The sequence below is a fragment of the Micromonospora luteifusca genome (genome assembly GCF_016907275.1).
Taxonomy (GTDB): domain Bacteria; phylum Actinomycetota; class Actinomycetes; order Mycobacteriales; family Micromonosporaceae; genus Micromonospora; species Micromonospora luteifusca.
In genome coordinates this window covers 3901529-3915907 of the sequence record NZ_JAFBBP010000001.1, presented here as the reverse complement: position 1 = coordinate 3915907, position 14379 = coordinate 3901529, and the positions used below count along the sequence as shown (strand labels likewise).

Sequence of the window (14379 nt, the reverse complement as noted above, 5' to 3'; positions counted from 1 at the left end):
TGCTTGCGATGCTGACACAGTGCAACCGTGGGAGAGGCGTTGCGTCAGGAGTGTTGCGTGGCGGAATTTTCTGATGAAGCAGAAGTGACCCGTGCGGCGAAGCGGGATGCCCGCGCCGAGCTGCTCGCCCGCCGCCGGTCGCTGAGCGGCCCCGCCCGGGCCGTCGCCGCCGGGCGCGTGCAGGCCGAGCTGGTCGCGCTGGTACGCCGGCTGCGTCCGCGCCGCATGACGGCGTACGTACCGGTGGGCTCCGAACCGGGCGGCGCTGATCTGCCGGAGGTGCTGCGGGCGGCCTTGCCGACCGATGCCGAGTTGCTGCTGCCGGTGCTCCTCGCCGATCTGGATCTGGACTGGGCGACGTATACCGGGCCAGGGGCCTTGATCGCCGCCGGTCGGGGTATCCGGGAGCCGACCGGTGCCCGTCTCGGGGTGGCCGCCGTGGCGGAGGCGGAGCTGATGGTCGTACCGGCTGTCGCGGTCGACCGCCTCGGGCGGCGGCTCGGGCGCGGCGGCGGCTCGTACGACCGGGCACTCGCCCGGGTGCCCGAGGCGACGCTGACGGTGGTGCCGCTGCACGACGGGGAGCTGGTCGAGGCGCTGCCGGCGGAGCCGCACGACCGTCTTGTCCGCGCGGTCGTCACCCCCGCCGACGGGGTGCGTACGCTTGACGCCGGCCCGGGTGCGGCGCATGATGTCGCGCCCCACACGTCCGCTGGACGAACCCGGGGCGAATGACGCACCATTGGCACTCGAATACGTCGAGTGCCAACTGGCTGAGCCCAGATCCGGAGGAGAACGTGCCCACGTACCAGTACGCCTGCACCACGTGCGGTCACCAGCTCGAGGCGGTGCAGTCCTTCACTGACGAGCCGCTGGCCGAGTGCCCGGCGTGTCAGGGGCGGCTGCGCAAGGTCTTCAACTCGGTCGGCATCGTCTTCAAGGGCTCGGGCTTCTACCGCACCGACTCGCGGGCGTCCGGCTCCGAGGCGACGGCCGGCGGCACGACCAGCAAGCCGGCGAAGTCCGAGTCGTCCTCCGGTGAGGGTTCGGGCTCATCGTCGTCCGGTTCGTCCTCGTCGTCCTCATCTTCGGGCTCGTCGTCCTCAGGCTCGTCCTCCTCCGGCTCGTCGTCCTCGTCGGGGTCCTCCTCGTCGGGCGGGTCGAGCGGCGGCAAGGCTCCGGCGGCCAGCTCCGCGTCCTGACTCGTCGCCCGACCTCGCCGGGTCGGGCCTTGATCCACTCGGGTTCACGGACGTCGGTCTGTTCCGGCTGGCCTGACCGCGCGCCCTCCTCGGCCTTCCGGCGATCACCGCCGTGCCATAGCAGGTTGAGCCGACTGGCGGACGTTGTCCACAGGCCAGCCGGTTGTCCACAGGCACCGACCGACGGCCGGCTGCCACCGCCTGGAACGGCCTAACCTGCCGCCACGGGTGTCGCTGCGACACCCGTGGACGGGAGGCGGCAGAGACGATGGGCGATCCAGACTCGGCGCGGGCGTTGCGCCCGCTGCGTCGGCTCACCCTGCCCGGCGGGCGCACCCTGCTCCGAGCCGGCCTGGTCGCCGCGCTGCTCGGCCTGGCCGCCGCCGTTCTGCACACTCCGACCGCCTGCCCGCCGACCACCGTGCCCTCCGACGCGTCGGCGGGAGCGGACGGCACGACCAGGAAGGTCGACGGGGCCGGGCCGACCAACACCGACAGCGCAGGCTCTACCAACGGGCCAGGCTCCACCGACGGCGCAGGCTCCACCGACAGGCCAGGCTCCACCGGCGGAAGCGGAACGGCGGGGCCCTCGCCGACCGGCGGCACGACCGCCGGAAGTGGCACGAGAAGCCCGCTGCCGTTGCCGAGCGGCGCTGTCGGGTTGCCGGTCCGGCTGGCCGAGCCGGCCACGCTGGCGGTGGTCCGCCCCGGAGCCAGGGTGGATCTGCTCTCGGCGGCGCCGGACGGGGTGGGCACCGAGGCGACGTTGCTCGCTCCGGCGGCGCTGGTGCTGGACGTGCTGGGCACCGGGGCGACCGACGAGTCCTCGGCGCTCTACCTGGCGCTCCGCCCCGACCAGGCGCAACGCGCCGTCGGGCTTCCGGAAGGCACCCGGTTCGCCATCGTCGTCCGGGGCTGAGCGCGAGCCCCCACCATCGGGTGCACCCGTTCGCGGCGAAGTGGCCGGAGCGTCTGCGTCAGTCCCAGTGCGGAGGGCGTTCGGCGAGCAGCCAGTCGTCGTTGCCGCCCGCCCGCTCGCCCCAGCCACGGTCGGTGTCGTCGGAGGTCTGCTCGGGCAGCACCACGAAGTCTTCGCTGAGGTCGACGGAGCGGTCGTCGTCGCCGCGCGCGCCCTGCGTGCCGGGGTCCATGGTGCTCACGAGCGGCAAGACTAGCGCAGCCGATACCAGCAGACCGGTCGCCGACGGTGGCACGCCGGCCAGAAACGAACGGGCCGCCGACCGCGTTGGTAGCGTCGGACGGCGTGACGACCCCCAGCGGTGGCAGCACCCCGGACGACTACTGGCGACGGCCCGGCACCGGTGACGAGGCGGCGGCGCACCAAGCGCCCGCCGCGCCCACGAACACCCCCGCGGGCGGGTACGCCGGTCCGCCGCCGAGCGTGCCGCCGCCGAGCGGTTGGCGTCCACCCGTACACCTGCAGCCGGCGCCGCCGCGACAGCTCCCGCCGCAGGACATGGCCGACCTGGACGTGGCTGAGCAGCGCTCGCAGCGTGTCACCTACGGCTTCGGCGTGGCGGCCGGCGTGGTGCTGGTGATCGTGGTCTGCCTGCTCTGCTCGCGGGTCATCTTCTGACCCGCGCCGGGCCCGCAGGTCAGAGGGTGGTTCCCCAGACGGCCTCGGCGCCGGTGTGGCCGGTCAGATAGACGTAGACCAGGGCCGCGATGGACAGCGACACGACCGCCACCGCCAGCACGGGGGTGACCAGCGCCGGCAGCCGCGGCACCCGGGGGTGCCCACTGGTGGCGACCAGCAGCAGGATGGCCACGATCCCGAGCGGCACCACGATGCGGAACAGGATGTCGCCGTAGCGGGAGTGCTCGAAGATCTGGTCGAGGATCTGACCTTGGAAGCCCCGGGCGACCAGCGCGTCGGTGAATGCCTCACCCGACTTGACGGCCACGTAGGCGGTCACCGGCGCGACCACGGCGAGGAGGCCCAGGGCCCAGTCCAGCCGGTGCCGCCACCGCGGCAGCCCCACGTACGCGATGGCCAGCACCGCCAGCAGCGGCACGAACACGACAACCGCGTGGACCACCAGGACGTGTACCGGTAGACCCAGGATCTCCTCGAACATCGAACCCTCCAGGTCGATCATGGTCAGGGGATGGTCAGCGTACGGTCCTCCGACCGTCCCCTGGCTCTCGACCGGACACACGCGCGCCGCCTCGATCGGGTTCACCGTCGCGAGGCCGCGCCTCGGGCCTTCCCGGCTGTGTCGGTGGCCACCCGAGCCGGGCGACGGTTGTCGATGCTGGTCGCGCGTGCTGTCATTGGCCAATGTCCGCTGCCGAGGAGCTGCTGCGATCAAAGGGCCTGCGTGTCACGCGGCCACGCCTCGCGGTGCTCGACGTGCTGGCCGGCGGCGGCCACCTGGAGGTCGACGAGATCACCCGGCGCGTCCGGGAACGCCTCGACTCGGTCTCCACCCAGGCGGTCTACGACGTGCTGGGTGCGCTGTCGCGGGCCGGGCTGTCCCGTCGGATCGAGCCCGCCGGCAGTCCCGCCCGCTACGAGGCACGCGTGGGCGACAACCACCACCACGTGGTCTGTCGGGGCTGCGGCGAGATCGCCGACGTCGACTGCGCGGTGGGCGGCGCGCCGTGCCTGGAGCCGAACGTCGCGCACGGGTTCGAGGTGGACGAGGCGGAAGTGACCTTCTGGGGCCTCTGCCCAGGCTGCCGGGCCCGCCGCCTGGCCGACGCCTGACCGGCGGCACGTGGCCGACGAGGGCGGCCCCGGCGTGGCACTCTTGGGCCGTGGACTCCGATGACCTCGGCCTCTTCGGTCCGGGTTCGGTCACGTGGAAGGTGCACGAGGAGCCGATCCTGATCGTCGCCGGCCTGCGCTCGCTCTACCTTCAGGCGTTGCACCCACAGGCGATGGCCGGGGTCGCGCAGAACAGCAACTACCGCACCGACGCCTGGGGCCGCCTGGTCCGCACCGCCAACTACGTGGCGACCACCGTCTACGGGACGACCGCCGAGGCGGAGGCCGCCGGGGCCCGGCTGCGCCGGTTGCACGCCCGGATGCGGGCCACCGACCCCGCGACCGGCGTCGAGTTCCGGATCGACGATCCGGACCTGCTGCGGTGGGTGCACGTCACCGAGGTCGAGTCGTTCCTCAGCACGGCTCGGCGTGCCGGGCTGCCGCTCACCGACGACGAGGTGGACGGCTACTACACCGAGCAGCGGCGCTCCGCCGCCCTGGTCGGCCTGGACCCGGCCACCGTCCCGGGCACCGCGGCCGAGGTCGCCGACTACTACCGCGCCGTACGGCCGCAGTTGCGGATGACCCGGGAGGCCGCCGAGACGGCGCTCTTCCTCACTGCCCCGCCGCTGCCGTGGAAGCTCAGCCTGCCGGCCCGGTTGGGGCTCACCCTCGGCCCTCCGCGCTGGGCGTACCTGGGAATCGCCGGCACCGCGCTCGCGCTGCTGCCGGCCTGGGCACGCCGCATGTACGGCGGGCTCGGTCTACCCACCACGGCGGTGTCGGCGGACCTGACCGTGCGCGCACTGCGGCTCGCGTTCGCCGCCGTCCCCCGTCGCTATCTGGAGGGGCCGTTGATCCAGGCCGCCAAGGAGCGGGCCGCGCGTCACGCTGCCACCCCGCTGGCCGGCTGACCCGGCCGCCGCCACCGGAGGTCAGCCGTCGGTGTGCCGGTCCATGGCCGCCCACGGCTCCTTGCCCGGCACCTGCGCTCCGGTCGGGCAGTGCCGCCGGAAGTCGCACCATCCACAGCGCGGGCCGGGTGCCACCGGGAACGTCTCGTCCGCGTCCGCGCCGTCCGCGACCGCCCGTTCGGCGGCCATGATGTCGCGGGCCGTCTCCTCCGCGCGGGTCAACTGCCGGGCCAGCGACTCGACTGTGTGGTCATGGCCGGCGACCGTGCCGGTCGGCAGGTGGTGCAGCTCCACCCGACGGCACGGCCGGCGGAACACCCGCTCGGCCGCGTACGCGTAGAGCGCCAACGCCTGTGAACCCCGGGCGTCGTCGGTGTCCAGCCCGGTGCGACCGGTCTTGTAGTCGACGATCACCAGCTCCGGCCCGTCGGGCCCGGGACGCGAATCGATCCGGTCGGCGCGACCGTTGAACGCCAGCACGGCGGTCTTGACCGCCACCACCCGCTCCACGCCGAGCGGGTCGGAGTCGGCCTCAAGCGTTTCGACGTACGCCTCCAACCAGCCCAACGCCCGCCGGTAGGCGGCCCGCTCCTGCTCGTCGTCGCGGTAACCCTCGCGGACCCAGGTGCCCTTGAGCAGGGTGGCCAGGGCTTCGGGGCGACGCCGGTCGGCGGGCAGCGCATACCAGTTTTTCAGGGCGGTGTGCACGCTGGCACCGAGGGAGTTGTGCGCCCACGGCGGGCCCTTGGGCGGGGCCGGCCGGTCGACGTAGGAGTAGCGGTAGCGGCGTGGGCAGTCCGCGTACGCGCCGAGTCTGCTCGGTGTGCAGACGAACAGGCGCTCCGGCATGCCCTCGAAGCCAAGCTGCTCGGCACCGCCGGCGCGCTGTCGGGGAGCCCGGCCACCGGCCGCCGGCCGTCCCGCTGAGGAGGATCGTCGCACGCCTGCGATCCTGCCACCCACCCCCGACATCGTCGGTGGGCCGGTCAGGTCATGTTCAGGTACTGGGTCACGAAGGCGAACACCGCGTCGGCGATGAGCTGCACGGCGATCGCGGCCAACAGCAGGCCGGCGATCCGGGTCAGCACCTCGATCCCACCGGGGCGCAGGATCTTCACGATGCCGCCGGAGAAGCGGAGAACGATCCAGACCGCGAGCATCACGGCGAGGATCGCCACGGCGATGGCGGTGTAGTCGCCCAGCCCGTCGGCCTGCTGGACGAAGAGCATGGTCGCCACGATGGCGCCCGGGCCGGCCAGCAGCGGCGTGCCGAGCGGCACCAGCGCGATGTTCGAGGTGGCGTCCGAGCTGGGGCCGTCGGTCTTGCCGGTGAGCAACTCCAGGGCGACGAGCACGAGCAGCAGCCCACCGGCCGCCTGCAACGCCGGCAGGTCCACGTGCAGGTAGTCCAGCAGGGTCTGCCCCGCCACCGCGAAGACCACGATCACGCCCAACGCCAGCGTGACCGCCTGCCAGGCCGCCCGATTGCGGTCGCGGGCGGGCAGCGGGCCGGTCAACGCCAGAAAGATCGGCATCATGCCCGGCGGGTCGGTGATCACCAGTAGGGTCACGAAGACCTCGCCGAACAGCTTCAGATCCACGTGATCAACCTAGCCGTGCCGCCATCCGGCGAAACCGGGATCAGCCGGAAGCGACCTCGGTCACCCCTTCGGCGACGATCCGCTCGTACGCCTCGACGCTTGTGCTGAATTCGCCGAGCTGGACGGTCTTGTGGGTGCCGTGGAAATCCGAGGAGCCGGTGACGAACAGGCCGCACTCGGCGGCGAGCCCCCGTACGTGCTCCCGCTCAGCCGGGCTGTGGTCCTCGTGGTCGGCCTCAAGCCCGGCCAGCCCGGCGGCGGCCAGTTCGGCGATCAGCTCGTCGGGCACCACCCGGCCGCGCCGGGTGGCCCGGGGATGGGCGAAGACCGGCACGCCGCCGGCCGCCCGGACCAGTTGGATCGCCCGGAACACGTCGATGTCGTCCTTGGGCAGCCGGTACCGCTCGCCCAGCCAGTCCGGGCCGAACGCCTCCCGGGTGCTGCCGACCAGACCGGCCCGGATCAGCGCCTGCGCGATGTGCGGGCGGCCCACGGTGCCGCCGCCGGCACCGGCCAGGATGTCCGGCCAGCTCACGTCGATGCCGTCGGCGCGCAGCAGCGCGACCATCCGTTCGCCGCGTTCTTCCCGGGCGGCCCGCACCCGGGCCAGCTCGGCAACCAGATCCTGATGGTCCGGGTCGAACAGGTACGCCAGCAGGTGCAGCGGCACCGCCGGCTGCGTGCCGGACCAGCGACAGGACAACTCCGCGCCCCGGATCAGGCGTAGCCCCGGCGGCAGCGCGTCCACGGCCGGCCGCCAGCCGGCGGTGGTGTCGTGGTCGGTGATCGCGAGCACGTCCAGCCCGGCCATGGAGGCAGCGCGAACCAGCTCGGTGGGGCTCAGCGTGCCGTCGCTGGCCGTCGAGTGGGTGTGCAGGTCGATCCGCGGGGCGGAGCCGGTACGCGAGGTCACCGTCCGACGCTACCGAGCGACATCCGAGCCCGGCTCACGGAGGTCGCCTTGATCGCGTGGATCAGAAGTTGGTCACCAGCACTGGCCGGTCGCCGGCTGGCACGCCGGGCACCGGAGCGGGGCTGGCGGGCTTACCTGCTCGCACCCGGCCAACGTCGACCCGGACCAGGTCGCCGGTGCCGTCGAGGTAGGAGGCGCGGGACCCGTCGCTCCAGACGATCGAGCCAGTCATCGGCGGTCCGGCCGCAACGGCGGTCGTGCTCGGCCCGAGCCGCCACAGGTCGACCAGCAGGGCCGCGCTGGCCTTGCCCACCCGCCCGTTCACCAGCAGCCACCGGCCGTCGGTCGAGACCCCACCGACGCCGTCCTGGCTGAGGTCCGGGCCGCAGCCGGTCTGTGTCGGATGCAGGTGGGTCGGGTCGAGCACGGCCAGGCAGGTCTTGCCCGGGCGGGTCGTGGCGATCTGGCCGACGAGCCGGCCGTCGGGCAGCGTCCCGTAGACGTTGAGGCTCTGCTGGTCGACTGCCACGGGCAACTGCCCGGCAGCGGGCCGCCAGAGCGTGTGACCTGCGTTGGTCGGGTCGAGTCGGACCAGGACGCTGTCGCCGACGAACCGGACGGGTTCGGCGTCTGCGGGCGCCGGGGTGCGTGCCGCCCCGATGAGCTGGGTGCCGACCACCCCCGCGACCAGCAGATCGGGGCCGTCACGCCAGGCGACCTGGCGACTGTCCGGCGCCAGGACGATCGGGCCCGCCCCGGCCAGCAGCACCTGCACCAGGCCGTCGTCCTGCACCACCCAGAGGGAGCGACCGGCGTTGGTAGGTGTGCTGACCACCAACCAGCCGCCGCCGCCGGGCAGGAGCTGGGCGCGTTCGGCCGGCCCGACGTCGGGCAGCACCAGCCGCCGTCCGTCGGCGTTGACCAGCGTCTCGCTCGCGAGCTGGGCCGCGGACGCTCCGGGCGAGGGGTCGAGGCCGGGGACGCTGGCCGTCCGGATCGGCCCGATGGACGGGTCCGGGTCGCCGATCACCACGATGGGTGTCCCGTCCCGCCCGGTCTCGGCACCGAGCTGGGCCATGCCGGCGCTGAGCAACACAGTGGCGACCGCCGCCAGGGCGAGGCCGGCAGTGGTGCGTCGACGCCGGATCCGGCTCGCTCGGCGGATGGCCTGGCCCGCCGGGTCGGCGCCCAGTGGACGGGCAAGGGCGACCTGGCGCGAGAGGGTCTCCCGCACCGCACCTTCGAGCTCGTCAGGCCGCACCTGATATGAACGCTGAGGGCCGTCCGTCAGGTTGTCGGGCTGCCCTGGGAATCCGCTCACTGTTGCTCCCCGGCGCCCGTGCCGACGGGCACGGCCGCCGGGGCGGTGGGCAGCACGACCTGCGGGCCGATCGGCCGCGGCGCGGCGGGACGGGGTGTGGAAGGGCGCGGCACGGGCCGGCCAGCCGCCTGCCGGGTTCTGACTGTCGCCGCAACACCGGTGGTCGGGACCTGTCCGGCCGGGGCACCCGAGCCGCCAGGTCGGGCGGCGCCGGCTGCGACCGACCGACCGGCGGCGCCGGCTGCGGCGGGTTGACCGGCGGCGCCTGCTGCGGCGGCCAGGTCCGGTGCGTCGGCGCCCATCCGCCGACGCAACGTGGCCAGCGCTCGGGACGCCTGGCTCTTCACCGTGCCTGGTGAAATGTCCAGCATCGCGGCGGTCTGCGCCTCGGACATGTCCTCGTAGTAGCGCAGCACCAACACCGCCCGCTGCCGGTGGGGCAACTCCCTGAGGTGTCGCCAGAGCAGGTCACGGTCAAGTTGCTGCTCGATCTCATCGACACCGGCCCGCTCAGGCAGCACCTCGGTGGGGCGTTCACCGTGCCAGCGTCGCCGCCACCAACTCGTCGACGTGTTGACCATCACACGGCGGGCGTACGGCTCGACGGCCTCGATTCCGCCGAGCCGCTTCCACGCGAGGTAGGTCTTGGTCAACGCCGTCTGGAGCAGATCCTCGGCCGTGGCCCAGTCCCCGGTGAGCAGATAAGCGGTGCGTAGGAGCGCGGCGGAGCGGGCCGCGACGAACTCGCGGAACTGCTCCTCGAGCGTGTCCCTGCTCGCCACCGCCCACCTCCACGCCCCAGTCGTCCTGGCAGAGTGCCACGTCAGAGGCGTTCCGGTCCATGACGAAAGGTGCGCACTTGCTCCGATGTTCGGTCGAAAACCTTCACGCCCCGTCGTCGGCCTTGGCCTCGTCGGCCTCCTTGCCGAGCCGTGCCTCGACGGCCTGCGGCTCGTACATCTCCTCGACCACACGCAGGTAGAGCTCGTTCGGGTTGGGCAGATTCTTGATCTCGCGGAGTGCCTGCTCCTGGCCGGCGGACTCCAGCACGAACGTGCCGTAGTTGAGCGCTCGACCGGTCGGCGTCTGCTCGTACTTCATGTCGGTGACCCGGACCAGCGGCATCATCGCCACCTTGCGGGTGACGATGCCGTTGACCACCATGACCCGCTTGTTGGTCAGGATGAAACGGTCATACCACCAGTCGGCGACCTTCCATGCCACCCAACCCATCACCGCGAACCAGAGCAGCACGGCGATGGTGGTCAACGCGCCCACGGCCTGTCCGGCGAGGAAGCCGGCGAGGTAACCGAGCACGAAGGTCGCCGCGACGCCGATGAGAAGCGGGTTGGTGAGGTGGATCCAGTGCCGCTTCCACTCACCCCGGTAGCGCTCGGTGGGGAAGAGATAACGAGCGACCAGCGAGCTGGGCTCGTCCTCCAGTGGCAGCACCCGCCGAGGAGCCGAGCCGGTCGCGTCAGCACGCAACCCGGCCAGCTCGTCCTCGGAGATCTGCGGCTGCTGGTAGGCGGCGTCCGGATCACGGATCCAGGCCCGACCCGAACGGCCCTGGCCGGCATAGCCGGGCCCGTCGCCGTAGCCGACGTCGTCCGAAAGGGACGGACCATCGGAAAGGCCGGGCCCGGCCCCGTAGTCGGGGCCGTCATCAGGCCCGATCCGCGGGATCGGCTCGGTGTCACGCTCGCGACGCTCCCGGTCGGGGTCGTCCGGGTCGAAGGGTGGACCGGAGGGGCTGCCCATCGGCGGTTAAGCGACGAGGCTGGTGAAGAAGTCGCCGAACCCCTGGGCGATATCCATGATCCCGCCGCCGAGCGACTTGAACACATCTGCCGCAGAGTTTGGCCGGTAGGCGACGAAGAAGATCAAGAATGCGATTCCGGCCCAGGTGAGGACCTTCTTGACCATGGCGGGCCATCCTCTCGCGCGGCGCCGGGTCCCATTACCGCAGCGGCACCCAGAGTATCAGTGTGGTGTCGTACAGTGAATATCTGCGTCCGTTCTCCGTCAATCCCTGGAAGGTGGTCAAACCCTCCCGGGTAGATATGGGGACGGTGCGCCGTACACGAGCTCGGGCGGAGTCCACTCGGTAAGGTCGTGTAACACGACGTCTTCCGCGAGCAGGTGACCCGCACTCGCCGGCCAGGCTATCGCATGGAGCCACATTCCCCGAGCTTCGCCAGCGTACGCGCTTCGATCCGTCGGAGAATTCACCAACCACAATGGAGTGGGGTGGCCGGCGACCCGGATCCTGGCCTGTCCGACGTGGTCGGGGTGGCCCGGCCCCGGGTCGGTCAGCGCGTCGGCCAACTCCGGTCCCGGATCCGGGCCGGCCAGTCCGGCGAGCCGGGTGCCCAGCCCGACGCCCGGCTCCTCGGCCACGAAGACCAGATCGGCCGGACCACCACCCAGAGGCGCCGGGCCCGCGCAGGCCACCGCGGTCGCCCGCACACCGGTCCGCTCGTCCCCGGCGTACGCCACGCCGGTGAGGGTCCAGCCGGGCGGCAGCGGCCACGGGCACCACAACGGGGTCACCGGCGGATCCCCGGTCGCGATGATCTGCTCCACCACGCTCGCCACGATTTCCGCTCCGATGTGCTCCGGTACGTGCAGGGGCGGCACCGGGCCACAGCTCAGACACCTCGAGTCGGTGTGCATCAGATCCGGCGCCCGTACCGGGCCCCCGCATCTCGGACAACTCACCGCGACACTCACATCCCCACCGTCACCCCCATCCGCCGGTACGTCAAGCCGGAACGTCCGATTCGACCCCTGGGCGTAGCTCAGTCCGGCGGGGTGCCGGCGTGGGTACGGATCCAGGCGTGCATCGCGATACCGCTGGCCACGCCCGCGTTGATCGACCTCGTCGAGCCGTACTGTGCGATGGAGTAGAGCTGGTCGCACGCGGCGCGGGCCGGCGCGGAGAGTCCGGGCCCCTCCTGGCCGAACAGCAGCACGCAGTCCCGGGGCAGGGCGCCGGTCTCCAGCGGCCGCGACCCGGGCAGGTTGTCGATGCCGAACACCGGCAGCCGGTGCTCCGCCGCCCAGGCGACGAACTCCTCGATCGTCTCGTGGTGCCGCACGTGCTGGTAGCGATCGGTCACCATGGCGCCGCGCCGGTTCCACCTGCGCCGTCCGACGATGTGCACCTCGGCGGCGTTGAACGCGTTGGCGTTGCGGACCACCGTGCCGATGTTGAAGTCGTGCTGCCAGTTCTCGATCGCGACGTGGAAGCCGTGCCGGTGCCGATCCAGGTCGGCGACGATCGCCTCGTGCCGCCAGTAGCGGTAGCGGTCGACGACGTTGCGCCGGTCCCCCTCCGCCAGCAACTGCGGGTCGTAACGAGGGTCGTCCGGTGGGTCGCCCGGCCAGGGGCCCACACCCACCTCAAGCTGGTCGTCGGTCACGGTCATCAGAGGGTACGGACCGTGCCCGCGCTCGTCGCCGCGGCCTGCCGGGTCAACCCAGCCCGAGCGCGGCACCGAGCCGGTCCAGGAAGCGCCGGTCCGCCGGGGTGGCCGGTTGGTCCACCCCGCGTCCGCCGGGGCCGGGCACCGCGCGACAGACCCGGGCCGCGACCGACTGCACCCACTGGCGGTACGCGGCCGAGTCCGCGGGGTCGGCGCGTCGCCCCAGGACCCGGCTCGCCGCCCGGCAGGCGGCCAGCAGGTCCACCAGATCGGTGAGCCGCTCGACGGGCTGCGGGGTGCCGTCGTGGCGGGCGTAGATCGCGGTGACCACCGCGCGGACCAGATCGCTGTCGAAGGCTCGGCCCGCGGCCACGGCATCCAGGCCGGCCAGGCCGGCCATGACACCCCGTTGCGGGCGGCCAGGGCCCGGAGCTGCGGCGGCCACGAGGACCCGACCGGGCAGGCTGATGAGCAGGTCCCACTCGGCGGCGGAGTAGACAGCGGTGGTCAAGGGTGCGGCTCGGCGGCCGGCAGAGGGTGGCTCTCCGGCGACGGAGTGGCTCATCGGAACCTCCGGCGCCAGCATATGCGCCGAAAACGGAAACAGGGCCCCTTCCCAGCAGAACCCGCTGCGGGATGAGGCCCTGAGTCCGGCAGCGGTCGACCCGCCGCCGTGCTCAGTGCGGCGCGGGGCGGCGTGGCTCGGGAAAGCTGGGCCGCTCGGGATCCACCCCGTCCGGGACGGCGCTGGCCGCGTACTCCCGCTTGGGGACCATGACCTTGCGCCGGAAGACGCAGACCATCGTGCCGTCCTGGTTGTAGCCGCGGGTCTCCACCGACACCACGCCCCGGTCGGGCTTGGAACCGGACTCACGCTTGTCCAGCACTGTGGTCTCGCCGTAGATGGTGTCGCCGTGGAAGGTTGGCGCGACGTGCCGCAGCGACTCGACCTCCAGGTTGGCGATCGCCTTCCCACTCACATCGGGCACCGACATGCCGAGCAGCAGTGAGTAGATGTAGTTGCCGACCACGACGTTGCGCTTGAACTGGCTGGCCGTCGCGGCGTAGTGCGCGTCCATGTGCAGCGGGTGGTGGTTCATGGTGAGCAGGCAGAAGAGGTGGTCGTCGTACTCGGTGACGGTCTTGCCCGGCCAGTGCCGGTAGACCGCGCCGACCTCGAACTCCTCGTAGTAGCGGCCGAACTGCATCCTGGTCCCCTTCGACGGAGGGCGATGGAGTTCGGCACAGCATGCCTTACCGCTGGTTAAGGAAACCGACGGGGATCGACGACGGCGGAAATGTCACACCGGTCACTCGTACGGGGGGAGACGCAATGAGCGGCGGGGCCCTCCCCGGCACCCGCCGCCCACGCTCTGATGCCGAGAATTCTGCCCTACGGCAGCGTAGGTTCGACAGAGATCGAGGTCACATTTATCATTTTGTAACATTACTCTCCGTGACGGAACCAAGGTTGATCAGCGATCTCTGCAGGCCGGATACCTCCTTGTCAAGGCCCAAGTTACCGATTCGTAGCGCTCGATCGCGTGGATCTCCCTGGAAACGCTCCCATCACCGCAGGTCACGCAAGTGCGGCGTGCATTTGCGTTCCGCAGGTCGGTATGAACAGACGTGGATCGATGACCCTCGACACCACCGCGCAGCCCCGAGCACGTTTCGTGCCGCACCGCCCGGGAATTCGATACGGTCAGCCCTGGTTCTACGGGACGTAGATAAACCGCGGTGATCGGAGAGTGCAATGGCAACCGTTGAGCTGACCTCGACGAACTTCGACGAGGTGACCGGCAACGACGGCATCGTCCTGGTCGACTTCTGGGCCGACTGGTGTGGTCCGTGCAAGCGGTTCGCCCCGGTCTACGAGCGCTCCTCGGAGAAGCACCAGAACATCGTCTTCGGCAAGGTCGACACCGAGGCTCAGCAGGAGCTGGGCGCCAAGTTCGACATTCGGTCGATCCCGACGATCATGGCGATCCGCGACGGCGTCATCGTCTTCGCCCAGCCGGGCGCCCTTCCCGAGTCCGCGCTGGAGAACCTGATCGAGCAGGTCGAGGCGCTGGACATGGACGACGTCCGCAAGCAGCTGGCCGAGCACAACCACTGAGCCGTCTCCACGACGGCACTCGAAGGCCGGGCCCGTATCGGGCCCGGCCTTCGTCGTCCCCCGGGAACGCTCGCATGATCACCTGCCCGGGCAGCCGGAACTGACCGTCGGAGGGACCCGACGCAGTCGGTACATCCCGTATCGTCACGA

Annotated in this window: 20 protein-coding genes and 1 pseudogene; 7 read left to right on the top strand and 14 right to left on the bottom strand. The window is 71.6% G+C overall.

Going from position 1 to position 14379, the window contains the following annotated elements; genetic code table 11:
• The first annotated feature begins 84 nt into the window (after nt 1–84).
• A complete protein-coding gene (locus JOD64_RS17835; protein ID WP_372434157.1) occupies nt 85–735 on the top strand; it encodes a 5-formyltetrahydrofolate cyclo-ligase in 651 nt (216 codons plus the stop codon).
• Nucleotides 732–890, top strand: a pseudogene (locus JOD64_RS33810) (FmdB family zinc ribbon protein); the annotation flags it as partial. The gene JOD64_RS17835 and the pseudogene JOD64_RS33810, both read left to right, overlap by 4 nt.
• Nucleotides 891–952: 62 nt before the next feature.
• Here JOD64_RS33810 and JOD64_RS33805 read toward each other — a convergent pair.
• Complete coding sequence (locus JOD64_RS33805) at nt 953–1240, bottom strand: hypothetical protein (protein ID WP_307814010.1); 288 nt, start codon at nt 1238–1240, stop codon at nt 953–955.
• A 230-nt stretch (nt 1241–1470) separates the two neighbouring features.
• Here JOD64_RS33805 and JOD64_RS17825 point away from each other — a divergent pair, with 230 nt between their 5' ends.
• Nucleotides 1471–2121 (top strand): flagellar biosynthesis protein FlgA, encoded by a 651-nt coding sequence (locus JOD64_RS17825; RefSeq protein ID WP_204943248.1) that lies wholly within the window; start codon nt 1471–1473, stop codon nt 2119–2121.
• A gap of 58 nt (nt 2122–2179) precedes the next feature.
• On the opposite strand, the gene JOD64_RS17820 is transcribed toward JOD64_RS17825, so the two are convergent.
• Entirely contained in the window at nt 2180–2362 is a 183-nt protein-coding gene (locus JOD64_RS17820; protein WP_204943247.1) for a hypothetical protein, read from the bottom strand.
• Between the two features lie 104 nt (nt 2363–2466).
• Here JOD64_RS17820 and JOD64_RS17815 point away from each other — a divergent pair, with 104 nt between their 5' ends.
• Entirely contained in the window at nt 2467–2799 is a 333-nt protein-coding gene (locus tag JOD64_RS17815; RefSeq protein ID WP_204943246.1) for a hypothetical protein, read from the top strand.
• Nucleotides 2800–2818: 19 nt separating this feature from the next.
• Here JOD64_RS17815 and JOD64_RS17810 read toward each other — a convergent pair whose 3' ends face one another.
• Nucleotides 2819–3301 carry a DUF2231 domain-containing protein gene (locus tag JOD64_RS17810; protein ID WP_204946119.1) on the bottom strand — a complete coding sequence of 161 codons (483 nt, stop codon included), beginning with the start codon at nt 3299–3301 and terminating at the stop codon, nt 2819–2821.
• Nucleotides 3302–3504: 203 nt separating this feature from the next.
• Here JOD64_RS17810 and JOD64_RS17805 point away from each other — a divergent pair, with 203 nt between their 5' ends.
• Together JOD64_RS17805 and JOD64_RS17800 are read left to right on the top strand one after the other, a co-directional pair.
• Nucleotides 3505–3933: a Fur family transcriptional regulator gene (locus tag JOD64_RS17805; protein ID WP_204943245.1), complete on the top strand. Its 429-nt coding sequence runs from the start codon at nt 3505–3507 to the stop codon at nt 3931–3933.
• Between the two features lie 50 nt (nt 3934–3983).
• Nucleotides 3984–4847 carry an oxygenase MpaB family protein gene (locus tag JOD64_RS17800; RefSeq protein ID WP_204943244.1) on the top strand — a complete coding sequence of 288 codons (864 nt, stop codon included), beginning with the start codon at nt 3984–3986 and terminating at the stop codon, nt 4845–4847.
• 21 nt (nt 4848–4868) lie between these two features.
• Here JOD64_RS17800 and JOD64_RS17795 read toward each other — a convergent pair whose 3' ends face one another.
• From JOD64_RS17795 to JOD64_RS17745, 11 genes are all read right to left on the bottom strand, one after another.
• The gene (locus JOD64_RS17795; RefSeq protein ID WP_239559558.1) at nt 4869–5819 is read right to left on the bottom strand and encodes a RecB family exonuclease; all 951 of its coding nucleotides are present in this window, start codon (nt 5817–5819) and stop codon (nt 4869–4871) included.
• A 14-nt stretch (nt 5820–5833) separates the two neighbouring features.
• Nucleotides 5834–6448 carry a MarC family protein gene (locus JOD64_RS17790; protein WP_204943242.1) on the bottom strand — a complete coding sequence of 205 codons (615 nt, stop codon included), beginning with the start codon at nt 6446–6448 and terminating at the stop codon, nt 5834–5836.
• Between the two features lie 40 nt (nt 6449–6488).
• Nucleotides 6489–7361, bottom strand: coding sequence for a PHP domain-containing protein (locus tag JOD64_RS17785; RefSeq protein ID WP_204943241.1), 873 nt, complete (start codon nt 7359–7361; stop codon nt 6489–6491).
• A 61-nt stretch (nt 7362–7422) separates the two neighbouring features.
• Complete coding sequence (locus JOD64_RS17780; RefSeq protein ID WP_204943240.1) at nt 7423–8682, bottom strand: hypothetical protein; 1260 nt, start codon at nt 8680–8682, stop codon at nt 7423–7425.
• On the bottom strand, nt 8679–9464 hold the full coding sequence (locus JOD64_RS17775) for a SigE family RNA polymerase sigma factor (RefSeq protein WP_204943239.1): 786 nt from the start codon (nt 9462–9464) through the stop codon (nt 8679–8681). Before JOD64_RS17775 ends, JOD64_RS17780 begins: the two co-directional genes overlap by 4 nt.
• A 103-nt stretch (nt 9465–9567) precedes the next feature.
• Complete coding sequence (locus JOD64_RS17770) at nt 9568–10443, bottom strand: PH domain-containing protein (protein WP_204943238.1); 876 nt, start codon at nt 10441–10443, stop codon at nt 9568–9570.
• Between the two features lie 6 nt (nt 10444–10449).
• Complete coding sequence (locus JOD64_RS17765; protein WP_007455302.1) at nt 10450–10608, bottom strand: hypothetical protein; 159 nt, start codon at nt 10606–10608, stop codon at nt 10450–10452.
• Nucleotides 10609–10725: 117 nt separating this feature from the next.
• Nucleotides 10726–11403, bottom strand: coding sequence for a DUF6758 family protein (locus JOD64_RS17760; protein WP_372434154.1), 678 nt, complete (start codon nt 11401–11403; stop codon nt 10726–10728).
• Between the two features lie 80 nt (nt 11404–11483).
• Complete coding sequence (locus tag JOD64_RS17755; protein ID WP_204946118.1) at nt 11484–12107, bottom strand: TrmH family RNA methyltransferase; 624 nt, start codon at nt 12105–12107, stop codon at nt 11484–11486.
• A 52-nt stretch (nt 12108–12159) separates the two neighbouring features.
• Nucleotides 12160–12696, bottom strand: a complete 537-nt coding sequence (locus JOD64_RS17750; RefSeq protein ID WP_204943236.1) for a hypothetical protein — start codon at nt 12694–12696, stop codon at nt 12160–12162.
• Nucleotides 12697–12787: 91 nt separating this feature from the next.
• On the bottom strand, nt 12788–13318 hold the full coding sequence (locus tag JOD64_RS17745; protein WP_204943235.1) for a MaoC family dehydratase: 531 nt from the start codon (nt 13316–13318) through the stop codon (nt 12788–12790).
• 548 nt (nt 13319–13866) lie between these two features.
• Between JOD64_RS17745 and trxA the strand changes: the two genes are divergently transcribed.
• Complete coding sequence (gene trxA, locus JOD64_RS17740) at nt 13867–14229, top strand: thioredoxin (RefSeq protein WP_007455291.1); 363 nt, start codon at nt 13867–13869, stop codon at nt 14227–14229.
• Nucleotides 14230–14379 lie beyond the last annotated feature (150 nt).